This window comes from Pseudomonas sp. CCI4.2 (genome assembly GCF_034350045.1).
Taxonomy (GTDB): Bacteria; Pseudomonadota; Gammaproteobacteria; order Pseudomonadales; family Pseudomonadaceae; genus Aquipseudomonas.
Genome location: NZ_CP133781.1, coordinates 1 through 12,818 on the forward strand (window position 1 = coordinate 1; position 12,818 = coordinate 12,818).

Annotated in this window: 9 protein-coding genes; 4 read left to right on the forward strand and 5 right to left on the reverse strand. The window is 54.3% G+C overall.

The genetic code is table 11. The features are described 5' to 3' along the window. Nucleotides 1-204 precede the first annotated feature (204 nt). On the reverse strand, nt 205-2,028 hold the full coding sequence (locus RHM65_RS00005) for an alpha-ketoacid dehydrogenase subunit alpha/beta (protein ID WP_322184140.1): 1,824 nt from the start codon (nt 2,026-2,028) through the stop codon (nt 205-207). Between the two features lie 1,009 nt (nt 2,029-3,037). Here RHM65_RS00005 and RHM65_RS00010 point away from each other — a divergent pair. Next, nucleotides 3,038-3,376 (forward strand): zinc ribbon domain-containing protein YjdM, encoded by a 339-nt coding sequence (locus RHM65_RS00010; RefSeq protein WP_322167982.1) that lies wholly within the window; start codon nt 3,038-3,040, stop codon nt 3,374-3,376. Between the two features lie 89 nt (nt 3,377-3,465). Here RHM65_RS00010 and guaA read toward each other — a convergent pair whose 3' ends face one another. The 4 genes from guaA to RHM65_RS00030 form a co-directional block, all read right to left on the reverse strand. Beyond that, on the reverse strand, nt 3,466-5,043 hold the full coding sequence (gene guaA, locus RHM65_RS00015) for a glutamine-hydrolyzing GMP synthase (protein ID WP_322167981.1): 1,578 nt from the start codon (nt 5,041-5,043) through the stop codon (nt 3,466-3,468). 171 nt (nt 5,044-5,214) lie between these two features. Beyond that, nucleotides 5,215-6,684 carry an IMP dehydrogenase gene (guaB, locus tag RHM65_RS00020; RefSeq protein WP_322167980.1) on the reverse strand — a complete coding sequence of 490 codons (1,470 nt, stop codon included), beginning with the start codon at nt 6,682-6,684 and terminating at the stop codon, nt 5,215-5,217. Between the two features lie 193 nt (nt 6,685-6,877). Continuing rightward, nucleotides 6,878-7,426, reverse strand: a complete 549-nt coding sequence (locus tag RHM65_RS00025) for a sugar ABC transporter ATPase (protein ID WP_322167979.1) — start codon at nt 7,424-7,426, stop codon at nt 6,878-6,880. Between the two features lie 58 nt (nt 7,427-7,484). Continuing rightward, nucleotides 7,485-8,276: a sulfite exporter TauE/SafE family protein gene (locus RHM65_RS00030; protein WP_322167978.1), complete on the reverse strand. Its 792-nt coding sequence runs from the start codon at nt 8,274-8,276 to the stop codon at nt 7,485-7,487. Between the two features lie 110 nt (nt 8,277-8,386). Here RHM65_RS00030 and xseA point away from each other — a divergent pair, with 110 nt between their 5' ends. From xseA to leuA, 3 genes are all read left to right on the forward strand, one after another. Beyond that, nucleotides 8,387-9,766, forward strand: coding sequence for an exodeoxyribonuclease VII large subunit (gene xseA / locus RHM65_RS00035; RefSeq protein WP_322185376.1), 1,380 nt, complete (start codon nt 8,387-8,389; stop codon nt 9,764-9,766). Between the two features lie 5 nt (nt 9,767-9,771). Continuing rightward, nucleotides 9,772-10,614 (forward strand): peptidoglycan DD-metalloendopeptidase family protein, encoded by an 843-nt coding sequence (locus RHM65_RS00040; protein WP_322167977.1) that lies wholly within the window; start codon nt 9,772-9,774, stop codon nt 10,612-10,614. Between the two features lie 355 nt (nt 10,615-10,969). Then, nucleotides 10,970-12,640 carry a 2-isopropylmalate synthase gene (gene leuA / locus RHM65_RS00045; protein WP_322184143.1) on the forward strand — a complete coding sequence of 557 codons (1,671 nt, stop codon included), beginning with the start codon at nt 10,970-10,972 and terminating at the stop codon, nt 12,638-12,640. The last annotated feature ends 178 nt before the right edge of the window (nt 12,641-12,818 follow it).

Here is a 12,818-nt window from a genome sequence, read left to right on the forward strand (position 1 = left end):
CCCCCCCCCCCCCCCCCCCCCCCCCCCCCCCCCCCCCCCCCCCCCCCCCCCCCCCCCCCCCCCCCCCCCCCCCCCCCCCCCCCCCCCCCCCCCCCCCCCCCCCCCCCCCCCCCCCCCCCCCCCCCCCCCCCCCCCCCCCCCCCCCCCCCCCCCCCCCCCCCCCCCCCCCCCCCCCCCGGTAAATCAAGAACAAGGACAAGCGCACTATTTTCCACTAACGTACTCACCGACAAATCCAAAACTGATAGATCCATCTTCAACAATAAGAACGTTTCCTGTTCTATTGACTGATTTCTCAATCAAACTTATATCGAGTGGATGTAACTGAGTTACACAAATTAATTCAGGTATATAATCTGTCTCATAAAAAAATAATTCAAGATTATCTGCAATGTGACGGGCTGATTCACCATAAGAGACGATTGTAATTGTTGGAGTGGCCCCTGTGGGGCTTAATTTCAAGGCTCCAAACGCCTTTTGCTCTCTAAATACACTATGGGTTGTAGTATCAGTCCATAAAAACTTACCGTAGTCACTCTTGCTTTCTAAAATCACCAATGGGCAATCAATATACTTAGTTTCCTCAATAACAAGCGCTGGATTTAGCAAAGAAGAAAGCGCAATCACTCCAACATTGTCAATTCCCAGCAAGTGCTTTTCCAATGACTGTGAATGTGTAGGTCCATATCCTCTTTTCCCGCCCATAGGCGTTCTAATCCTAAGCGGTACTGATGTCTGAAACGCATACATGTGATGCATTTTTGAAGCATTACTAATTAGCTGATCAAATGCGTGAGTCATGAAGTCGCCGAACATTATCTCGGCGAAACTTTTCGTACCCATCAACGCCATTCCCGTTGCAACCCCAATCAAACCAGCTTCACTTATAGACGAATTCCTAACGTAATCAGGAAACTCAGTTGACAAACCTTTTGTAACTTTAAATGCACCACCATAAGGGTCTGCTATATCTTCCCCTATATGAAATGATCCATCTAACAAGGTTTGTCTATACGCTTCGTTTAGAGCCTGAACCATTCTAATTTTTGGATTTAGGACTTGCCCTAACTTTGCCGTTGTATCTCTTGGCAACTGGTCCTTAGCATAATCACTATAATGAAGCGTTTTTCTTGGCGAACTATTAATATGGTTTTCTATTTTTATTGAAATCCCATTAGAAACATTTCTCCATTCTTCATCTTCTAAGAAAACATTCAAAAGATCTTTGGAATTGAAAAAATTTAGCTCATCCGCATCTCTATTGTCATCGCCTTTGGAATGCGGATTTAGTCTATAAGTTCTTATAATGAGAAAAGCAGGATTACCTTCGCGAACAAACTGAATTGCATCCTTAGCAACTCTAAACAATTTAGTAACATCCCAAGTATCAGCTTCAAATGTTCTAATACCAAAAGCCTCTGGTCTTTCTTTAATGTTTCCTGCTACGCCATCAGCTTGTGACGTTGATTGGGAATAGAAATTATTCTCACAAACGATTAGATGCGGTACTTTATATAACGATGCCAGATTAAAAGATTCATACAGAACCCCCTCCCCCAAAGTACCTTCGCCAATAAAGGATACAGCGATGCCTGGAAGCTTATTTAATTTTTTATGCAGTGCTATTCCTGTTGCCACAGGAACTAATGCGGCTTGAGGTCCATTAGACATGAACCCTTGCGCATACAAATGCTGACTACTCCCTATGCCTTTGCATACGCCACTTTCAAGACCCATTAATTCATCAACTAAACCTTGCCAATTTTTTGTTTTTGAGATGAAATGACCATGGCACCTGTGATTTGATGTTACCCAGTCATCTTCAGTTAATTGCCCGGCGACTGCAACTGCACTAAACTCCTGCCCAACGCAAGTATGAACAGTACCATTGACCCTACCTTTTGAAAATAAATCAAGGAATTTTTGCTCAACCAATCTAATCAATAAGGCTTCTTCAACAACGTGTTTAGGTATTAAAGAATGGTCACTATCTTTGTTTGCTAAATGTATAAGCTCGCTAAACTGCATTTTGATTCCTACCCAACTATTGTTACATTTTCGGACCATATTGCGAGCAACAACCCCTTGCTTTATATCATCAGGATCAAATCGCCATGATCCATCTACCTTGAAACCGCCCCCCTCTGCGCCATCTGAAGGTGTAGTTCATCAGCATCAGATATACAGCAAGGTCTTTAACTGTATGTCTGGGGTATTTCTTTAAATGCAGTTTATTCATCAATTCCTATAGCATACATGAAATTTTCGTAAATTAGTCCAAGTGAGTGCACGTTTAGCCCTAAAACGTCTCACAATCGTGAGTTTTTTATGATGGGACACCGCTTTGCAGACTGATAAAAATGACAAACTGAGGCCAGCACTATTGAACACATGAACTCTGTAAACCTGCACTTTTAGTGTTTCGAAGCCTCAAGCATTGATAACTTTAGTGCGCAACCCCCCACTAGCAGCGCTATAACTCAAGCAGGTAGATATGGCCTCACCTTTGTGAGTGATGGCCACCCTATGAGCAATGGTGCGTAGCTGGATTAAAGAACTGCACGAAGGCATGCGTCCGCAAGATGCAATGTCAGTATAGTCTAGCGCATACAATGTAAAAAAATGAATTGTAGGTGGCTGTATACATATGCGGATTAAGCAATGACATTTAACATGCTGCTATGGTCGACTGACACCAAGCAAGATACTCCCCATTTATTAATGCACTATTACAAAACTGCTAGACGTGACGGCTGACAACCCTAAACTTGCCGATCTGAATGGCACAGAAAAAAATACAAATTCGTACAACTTAGTGCGGGAAATGCATAAGCATATCTAAAATTTAATGGGATGGCGTTAAGTTTTAAATGATCAGGTACGAGCCAGTCATTACCACACGAAAAACGAATTGTCATTTCCCTTCGGCACCTTTCACCGTAAGGGGCAATACAAGATGGAATAGGCAGCGCAGCACCTTGATCGGTCAAAAACCCTTATAATCCTGCGTCTATTATCTTCAGATGCGAGAAATGCCGTGAGCTTACCGCCGTGCCCCAAATGCAATTCCGAATACACCTACGAAGACGGCACCCAATTCGTCTGTCCGGAATGCGCCAACGAGTGGACTGCTGACAGCGCAACTGACGTCTCTGACGACGTCAAAGTCATCAAGGATTCGGTAGGCAATACCCTACAGGACGGCGATACCGTTACCGTTATCAAAGACCTCAAGGTCAAAGGCTCGTCACTGGTGGTTAAAGTCGGCACCAAGGTCAAGAACATTCGCCTGGTTGACGGCGACCACGATATCGACTGCAAGATCGACGGCATCGGCGCTATGAAACTGAAATCGGAGTTTGTGAAGAAGGGTTGAGGCATCAGTTTTGAACTGAATAAAAAAGCCCGACGCAATGCGCCGGGCTTTTTTTATTCAGATATCACCAAAGAGTGCAGACCGAATGATCATTCCCACTCAATAGTCGCTGGCGGCTTGCTCGACACGTCGTAGGTAACGCGAGAGATGCCTTCGATTTCATTGATGATGCGGCCACTGACCACTTCCAGCAGTTCGTAAGGCAGGTGCGCCCAGCGTGCGGTCATGAAGTCGACGGTTTCAACGGCGCGCAGGGCGACGACCCAAGCATAGCGACGCGCATCACCGACCACGCCTACCGATTTCACCGGTTGGAAGACCACGAACGCTTGGCTGACTTTGTGGTACCAGTCCGCTTTGCGCAGTTCTTCGATGAAGATGTGGTCAGCACGACGCAGCAGGTCGGCGTATTCCTTTTTCACTTCACCCAGGATCCGCACGCCCAGGCCTGGGCCTGGGAATGGGTGACGGTAAACCATGTCGTACGGCAGACCCAGCTCAAGACCCAAGCGACGAACTTCGTCCTTGAAAAGCTCGCGCAGTGGCTCGACCAGTTTAAGGTTCATCTCGTCCGGCAAACCGCCCACGTTGTGATGCGACTTGATCACATGAGCCTTGCCGCTTTTCGCGCCAGCCGACTCGATCACGTCCGGGTAGATGGTGCCTTGGGCCAGGTACTTGATGTTGTCCAGCTTGCAGGATTCGGCGTCAAACACATCGATGAAGGTGCGGCCGATAATCTTGCGCTTCTTCTCTGGGTCGCTTTCGCCCGCCAGGTTGCCGAGGAACTGATCCGCAGCGTTGGCGCGAATCACTTTGACGCCCATGTTCTCAGCGAACATGGCCATGACTTGCTCGCCTTCATGCAGGCGCAGCAGGCCGTTGTCGACAAAGACACAGGTAAGCTGGTCGCCAATGGCTTTGTGCAGCAAGGCCGCGACGACGGAAGAATCGACGCCGCCAGACAGGCCGAGCAGTACGTTGTCGGTACCCACTTGCGCGCGGATGCTGGCGATAGCGTCGTCAGCGATGTGCGACGGCGTCCACAGCGCTTCGCAGCCGCAGATGTCGAGGATAAAGCGCGACAGAATGCGCCCGCCCTGCTTGGTATGGGTCACTTCCGGGTGGAACTGCACGCCGTAATAGCCGCGCTTATCGTCAGCCATACCCGCGATTGGGCAGCTTGGGGTGCTGGCCAACAGATGGAAGCCTTGCGGCATTTCAGTCACTTTGTCGCCGTGGCTCATCCACACGTCGAGGCCGAGAACGCCATCGAGGTCGATGTGGTCTTCGATGCCGTCGAGGATGCGGCTTTTGCCGACGACATCAACGCGAGCGTAACCGAATTCGCGCATCTCGGAGCCTTGCACGCGACCGCCTAGCTGTTCCGCCATGGTCTGCATGCCGTAGCAGATGCCGAAGATGGGAACGTTCAGGTCGAAACACGCTTGGGGTGCCCGTGGGCTGCCGGCTTCATGAACAGACTCTGGTCCGCCAGCGAGGATAATCCCGCGCGGGTTGAATTCGCGAATCGCTTCGTCGTCCATGTCGAACGGATGCAGTTCGCAATACACGCCGATCTCACGCACGCGGCGGGCGATCAGTTGGGTGTACTGGGAGCCGAAGTCGAGGATCAGGATGCGGTGGGCGTGAATGTCGAGGGCCATGACTCTTCTCGTTCTCGTCGGAAAATCAGGAACAACACGGGGCTGCTAGCAGCCCCGGATTAACTGTAGAAGCGAATTTATTCGGGAAGCGGACAACAGGGTCTGTCTGCTAGACCAGGTTGTCGCTTTCCCGAATGAATTCGGTCCCACAGGAACAGCTAAACAGCGCTTTTAGCCGACGCGGTAGTTCGGCGCTTCTTTGGTGATCTGCACGTCGTGGACGTGGGATTCAGCCATGCCAGCACCGGTGATACGCACGAATTCAGGCTTGGTGCGCATCTCTTCGATGTCGGCGCTGCCGGTGTAACCCATCGAGGAGCGCAGGCCACCCATCAGTTGATGAACGATAGCCGACAGCGAGCCTTTGTAAGCAACACGGCCTTCGATGCCTTCCGGCACCAGCTTCTCGGCGCCTTCCGAAGAATCCTGGAAGTAGCGGTCGGAAGAGCCTTGGGCCTGGGACATGGCGCCCAGCGAACCCATGCCGCGGTAAGCCTTGTAAGAGCGACCCTGGAACAGTTCGATTTCGCCTGGAGCCTCTTCGGTACCGGCGAACATCGAGCCCATCATGACGCAGGAAGCACCGGCGACGATGGCTTTGGACAGGTCACCCGAATAACGGATGCCGCCGTCGGCGATCAGCGGAACGCCCGTGCCTTCAAGGGCAGCAGCAACGTTGGCGATGGCGCTGATTTGCGGCACGCCCACGCCGGCAACGATGCGTGTGGTGCAAATGGAGCCAGGACCGATGCCGACCTTCACAGCGTCGGCGCCAGCGGCAACCAACGCTTTGGCAGCGGCGCCCGTGGCGATGTTGCCGCCAACGACCTGCACTTCAGGGAAGTTTTCTTTAACCCAACGGACGCGATCAATCACGCCTTTGGAGTGGCCGTGGGCTGTATCGACCACCACCACATCAACACCCGCCAGCACCAATGCGGCAACGCGCTCGCCGGTGTCTTTACCGGTACCGACCGCTGCGCCAACGCGCAGACGACCTTGGTCATCTTTGCTCGCCAGCGGATAGGCCTTGGCTTTTTCGATGTCCTTGACGGTCATCATGCCCTTGAGCGCGAAGTGAGCGTCGACGATCAGGACTTTTTCCAGGCGGTGTTTGTGCAGTAAATCACGCACTTCGTACTTGTCGGCGCCTTCACGTACGGTGACCAAACGCTCTTTAGGCGTCATCACTTCACGAACGGTGGCATCCAGACGGGTTTCGAAGCGCACGTCACGGGACGTCACGATGCCGACCAGGTCGCCATTGTGCAGCACCGGTACGCCGGAGATGTTGTGCATGCGCGTCAGTTCGAACAGGTCACGAACCGTGGCATCTGCCTCGATGGTGATCGGATCTTTGACGACGCCAGCTTCGAACTTCTTGACCTTACGCACTTCGGCAGCTTGCTGCTCGATGGTCATGTTCTTGTGGATAATGCCGATGCCGCCTTCCTGAGCCATGGCAATTGCCAATCGGGCTTCGGTAACAGTGTCCATTGCGGCAGAAACCAGCGGAATGTTCAGCTCGATGCCACGTGTCAAACGTGTCTTCAAACTAACTTCGTTAGGAAGTACCTCGGAATAACCGGGCACGAGGAGAATGTCGTCGAAGGTTAGAGCTTCTTGGCTGATACGCAGCATGCGGGGGCTCCCGAGCGGGAAATTGGAAGCGCGTTATTGTACCCAGACATGCCTGTCGGCTCAATGTAAACCTTAGGCTATTTTTACGACCGCAACCCACCCCTGCAGGAGCCAACTTATTGGCGAGCAGTTGTCGGGCAAGCCGCGTCAGAGCGGACATCGCCAACAAGTTGGCTCTACAGAGGTGTGGAGGTCAAAGCTCAACCTTGACCCAGGCCACCGGGCTGTCGAGCCAGTCAGCGAATTCGTCGATGAAACTCTGCTTGAACCCGGCTTCTGCCCAGTTATTGAAGATAAAGCCCAGGTTGGAAAACGCGCAGGGCTGCAAGAACAAGAACCCGTTGATGTCGTCTTCGTGCCCGCATTCCGGGCAGACGAAGTTGTCGGTGCGCCCCGGCATCCAGTCTTCAAGGCTTTCAAATAACGCCTCGCCCACTTCTTTACGGCATTCGGCGCAGCCCGCCTCTTCAAGAAATCCCTTAGCCGGGGTGTAGATGCAGCGATGGGTGATGATTTCCAGCCCGTTGATTGGCTCATTGAAAGGCAGCGCTTCGGGGTGCAGCACCACGCTGGCCGCACCCGGCGCAATGGCGTGGGCCATGCGATTGCCGCTTCGGCCGCAGGTAGTCGGCGCTTCTTCAACAATATTTTTGCGCACTAACCAACGTAAAATGGCCCGCGCCCGGGGCTCGTGAACGGCCAGCGTAGAAATCTTCGGGACAATAATGCTCTGCGAATTCATGGTACTGCCTGTTGCGACGCGTTGAGAACACGGCAGCTTAATCCCTCGCAGCATCAGGTCAAGTGCCAGCCGAAAGGGAAAAGTAGCGAGCAATCAGCGCAATTCCACTGGCCAATACCAACCAGGTGATTAACCGCACAAAGGCTTCACGGGACAGCTTCATGGTCAGCGAGCGGCCCACCCATGAACCAAGCACCATGGCCGGAAACAAACAGGCGGCCAACATCAATAAAGAAACGTCAGCGTAGACGCCCGCGATCAGAAACAAGCTTAAACGGACAATGGTGCTGCAACTGATCAACGCGGCTTGGGTCGCCCGCACTTGCTCTTTGGAGGTCAAGCGGCTGTTGAGGTAGATCGCATATAAAAAACCGCCGCTGCCGAACAGCGCCCCAAACAATCCTCCAACCGTACCCATTGGTATCGCCCACCCCGCCGCCAGTTGCGCCGGGCGCACTTTGACCAACAGGCTATAGAGCGCATAAACGGTGATGAACAGTCCCATCAACAACAGCAGCACATTGGATTTCAAATTAAGCAGAAACACCACGCCGACGGTGCAGCCAATCGCCATGCAGGGTAGCAAGCGCAGCAGCTCGGTTTTGACCACGGATTTGCGCGAGGGCAGCAGATTGCCGAACGCGGCGATGAAGTCCAGCAACACCAGTAACGGAATGATCCGCGACAGAGACATGAAGTTGATCAAGATCGGCCCAGCGATTAGCGCGGTGCCGAATCCGGCGATGCCAAACACGATGTACGCCGCCGTCGCGCCCAATTCGATCAACAGCCAATCCAGCGGCGAGAAGGCCAACTGATCGAACAACGTGGCGATATCGGAAAGGGCCATGGGTTCGCGTCCTGAATACCGGGGGGCTGACTTTAGCAAGCTTGAGCAACCTATCGACAGTGCGACGGTCCGGTTTAGCGATCCCACCCGCTCCGTGTATCATGCCCGCCATGATTAAAGACCCCTTCGCAAGACTCGGCCTCGACCGGGAAGTCCTCACCGTTAGCCAGCTCAACGGCCGTGCGCGCGTGCTGCTGGAGGATGTGTTCAGCAATATCTGGGTGGAGGGCGAAATCTCCAACCTGTCGCGCCCGGCCTCCGGCCACGTGTATTTCACCCTCAAGGACAGCGGCGCCCAAGTGCGTTGCGCGCTGTTCCGGCAGAACGCGGCACGGGTTCGGCAGGTGTTGAAAGACGGCCTGGCGGTGAAGGTACGGGGTAAGGTGTCGCTGTTCGAAGGGCGTGGCGACTACCAATTGATACTCGACACGGTTGAGCCTGCCGGCGAAGGTGCGCTGCGCTTGGCCTTCGACGCGCTGAAAGAAAAGCTTAATGCCGAAGGCCTGTTCAGCGCCGAGCGCAAAGTGCCGCTACCGTTGCATCCGCAGCGCATCGGGATTATCAGCTCGCCGACGGGCGCAGTGATTCGCGACATCATCAGCGTGTTCCGCCGCCGTGCGCCGCAGGTTCGGCTGACGTTGATCCCCACTGCCGTGCAAGGCCGCGAGGCCATTGCGCAGATCGTCCGAGCGCTGAAACTGGCCGACGCACGAGGTTTCGACGCCTTGATTCTGGCCCGAGGCGGCGGTTCGCTGGAAGACTTATGGTGCTTCAACGAAGAAGCCGTGGCCCGCGCAATTGATGCTTGCGTGACGCCCATCGTCAGCGCAGTTGGGCACGAAACCGATGTCTCGATCAGCGACTTCGTAGCAGACGTCCGCGCTCCGACGCCATCGGCCGCCGCAGAATTGCTTGCACCAGACTCCAGCGACTTGCATCGCCGGGTCGACAGCTTGAAACGCCGACTGGTCGCGCGAATTCAGGACCGGCTGATGCGAGACCGCTTACGCCTGGAAGGCATGTCTCAACGCTTGCGCCACCCCGGCGAACGTCTGCGCCAACAAGCACAGCGTCTGGATGATTTGGACATGCGCCTACGTCGAGCCTTCGAACAGCACGCGCACAAACGCGCGGTACGCTTGGCCCATCTGGAGACCCGACTTGCCGCACAACATCCGGGACGCACCTTGGCGTTTTTGAAGCAGCGGTTGGACGGTTTGTCCGAACGCTTGCCGCGTGCCATGCGTGAAACGCTTAAAACCCGCCGTTTACAACTGCAAAGTCAGGTCCAAACTCTGCACGTGGTCAGCCCGTTGGCAACCTTGAGCCGTGGTTACAGCATTTTGCTTGATGAACGCGGCCATGCCATTCGCAGCGCCGAACAAACCCATAACGGTCAGCGCTTGAAAGCACGGCTGGGTGAGGGTGAACTACATGTGCGGGTCGAAGATAACCATTTGGCGCCGGTTACCCTTTCCCTTTTGGATTGATCTACATGCTGCGTTTCATTGCACCGATTATTGCCTTGCTGCTGGCTCTACCCGCCCACGCCGCTTCTGACAGCTACATCGCGCGCCTGCTGAACAAACCCGTGCCCGGTGGCGTGGCCGTGGTTGACCTCGGTCCCAGCGCGCAAACGCCCAAGGCCAGCTATCAAGGCAAACCGGTGTTGGTGGTTAAACAACAAGACGCCCACTGGGTGGCGATCATCGGCGTGCCGTTGACGATCAAACCTGGCAACCAGCAAATCACTGCAAAGACCGCGAGCGGCACACACACCCTGCCCTTCACTGTCGGCAACAAGGCGTACCCAGAGCAACACATCACGCTAAAGAATCAACGTCAGGTCAACCCTAATCCGGCTGACTTGAAGCGCATCGACATTGAGCTTGCAGAGCAAATCCGAGCCTATCGCAGCTTTAGCCCGGGCACTCCAAGCAATCTGCAACTCGACAAACCGGTGAACGGACCGCTATCCAGCAAGTTTGGCGTGCGCCGGTTCTTCAATGGCGAAGAGCGCAATCCCCACGCAGGGCTCGACTTTGCGGTACCGGCTGGCACGCCGATCAAATCGCCAGCGGCTGGGAAAGTGATTCTGACCGGCAATTACTTCTTCAACGGCAACACCGTCTTTGTTGACCATGGCCAAGGGTTTATCAGCATGTTCTGCCATATGTCGAAGATTGACGTGAAGGTGGGAGACGTTGTGCCGCGCGGCGGTGTGGTGGGACGCGTGGGCTCAACCGGTCGGGCTACGGGGCCGCATATGCACTGGAACGTCAGCTTGAATGATGCACGGGTTGATCCGGCAATATTTATTGGGCAGTTTCAGCCCTAATGCCTTCCAAACCGTTTCAGGCGCTTCCACCTAAGAACCACCCACCGCAGAAACATGCGACCCGCTGGGTCGATGCGCAATAACAAAGCAGAATTTTGCTAAGTCGCGCTACAAAATTCTTTAAAAACCGAAAGATAGAGAATTTATCTCAATTTTTCAGCACAGCTTGCCAACGTTAACCCCAGTGGTTACGGTTGATGGCATGAAAACGCCAAATACCCTCATTCTGCTGCGCCAACACAGCTGCCTTAGCCTGGTCAGTGCACGACTGCCACGCTAATCGCTATGCCTCAGCCCTCTCATTCGTTTCAACGGTAGGCCGCCTTTTTCCGGCCCGGACACAAAAGGATTTCCCATGACTATGCTTAACGATCCGTCGACCAAGTACCGCGCATTCCCAATCATCGACCTGCCTGATCGTACATGGCCGTCGAAGACTATTACGACGGCGCCGATCTGGTGCAGTTCCGACTTGCGCGACGGCAACCAGTCGCTGATCGAGCCGATGGATGCAGTTAAAAAGCTGCGTTTCTGGAAGACGCTGGTGGCAGTGGGCGTGAAGGAAATTGAAGCATCGTTCCCGGCCGCATCGCAGACCGACTTTGATTTCGTTCGTACCCTGATCGAAGGCAATCACATCCCGGACGACACCACCATTCAGGTGCTGACCCAAGGCCGTGAAGACCTGATCGCACGCACCTTTGAATCGCTGCGCGGCGCGAAAAAAGCCATTGTTCACCTGTATAACGCTACGTCGCCGTCGTTTCGTCGCATTGTCTTTAATCAGGACAAAGCCGGCGTCAAAGAAATTGCCGTTAGCGCTGCCAAACTGTTCGTCAAGTTTGCCGCCGAGCAGCCAGAGACTCAGTGGACGTTCGAATATTCGCCGGAAACCTTCAGCGCCACCGAACTCGACTTCGCCAAAGAAGTCTGTGACGCGGTGATAGAGGTGTGGAATCCAACGCCGCAGAACAAGGTCATCCTTAACCTGCCGGCCACCGTTGAAGTGGCGACACCTAACATTTACGCCGATCAGATCGAGTGGTTCGGCCGTCATATCAACCGTCGTGACAGCGTGCTGATTAGCCTGCATACCCACAACGACCGTGGCACGGGCGTTGCGGCCACCGAGCTAGGCCTGATGGCAGGCGCGGATCGCGTCGAAGGCTGCCTGTTCGGTAACGGCGAGCGCACTGGCAACGTCGATCTAGTCACTGTGGCACTGAACCTCTATACCCAGGGCATCAACCCTCAGCTGGATTTCTCTGACATCGATGGCGTGCGTAAAGTCGTTGAAGAGTGCAACCAGATTCCGGTTCACCCGCGCCATCCGTATGTGGGCGATCTGGTACACACCGCGTTCTCTGGCTCGCACCAGGATGCCATCCGCAAGGGTTTCACTCAGCAACAGCCTGACACCTTGTGGGAAGTGCCTTACCTGCCAATCGATCCGGCTGACATCGGCCGTAGCTACGAGGCGGTTATACGGGTCAACAGCCAATCGGGTAAAGGCGGCATCGCTTACCTGCTGGAACAGGAATACGGCATCTGCCTGCCACGCCGGATGCAGATCGAGTTCAGCCAGGTGGTTCAAGGCGAAACCGACCGTCTAGGCTTGGAAATGAGCGCGCAGCAGATCTACAACTTGCTGCACCGTGAATACCTGCAAGCCAACGCCCCTTACGCCCTGCTCAGCCACAGGTTGCAGGAAGAGAATGGCAACAGCGCCGTCGATGCCGAAGTTCATTGTGAAGGCGAAACTCAGCACTGGCGCGGTAAGGGCAAAGGCGCGCTTGAAGCACTGGTCGCCGGTCTGCCGGTGTCCGTGGAAATCATGGACTACAACGAACACGCGATTGGTGCAGGGACCACGGCCAAAGCCGCTGCCTACATCGAGCTGCGCGTTAACGGCGACCGTGCGGTGCATGGGGTGGGTGTCGATGAAAACATCACCACTGCGAGCTTCCGTGCACTGTTCAGCGCACTGAACCGTTCGCTGTGCCAAGCCGAGGCCAAAGCGGCTTGATCTAAACGCCTTAAATAAAAATGGCCCCGAAGTGATCGCTTCGGGGCCATTTGTTGTCTGTTAGATTCAGACGCTTGTGCGGACGCCTTCGTCGGCAAGCCACAGACTCATAAGTCGATCACACTGTGGGAGCAGGCTTGCCTGCGAATGGAGCGACGCGGTTTGCAGGTAAACCGCA

Excerpts from the sequence above, each read along its gene's own strand:
- RHM65_RS00005 (WP_322184140.1), bottom strand. The coding sequence starts at position 2,028 with ATGCAGTTTAGCGAGCTTATACATTTAGCAAACAAAGATAGTGACCAT.
- guaA (WP_322167981.1), bottom strand. The coding sequence starts at position 5,043 with ATGGCCCTCGACATTCACGCCCACCGCATCCTGATCCTCGACTTCGGC.
- guaB (WP_322167980.1), bottom strand. The coding sequence starts at position 6,684 with ATGCTGCGTATCAGCCAAGAAGCTCTAACCTTCGACGACATTCTCCTC.
- RHM65_RS00025 (WP_322167979.1), bottom strand. The coding sequence starts at position 7,426 with ATGAATTCGCAGAGCATTATTGTCCCGAAGATTTCTACGCTGGCCGTT.
- RHM65_RS00030 (WP_322167978.1), bottom strand. The coding sequence starts at position 8,276 with ATGGCCCTTTCCGATATCGCCACGTTGTTCGATCAGTTGGCCTTCTCG.
- xseA (WP_322185376.1), top strand. The coding sequence starts at position 8,387 with ATGATTAAAGACCCCTTCGCAAGACTCGGCCTCGACCGGGAAGTCCTC.
- RHM65_RS00040 (WP_322167977.1), top strand. The coding sequence starts at position 9,772 with ATGCTGCGTTTCATTGCACCGATTATTGCCTTGCTGCTGGCTCTACCC.
- leuA (WP_322184143.1), top strand. The coding sequence starts at position 10,970 with ATGACTATGCTTAACGATCCGTCGACCAAGTACCGCGCATTCCCAATC.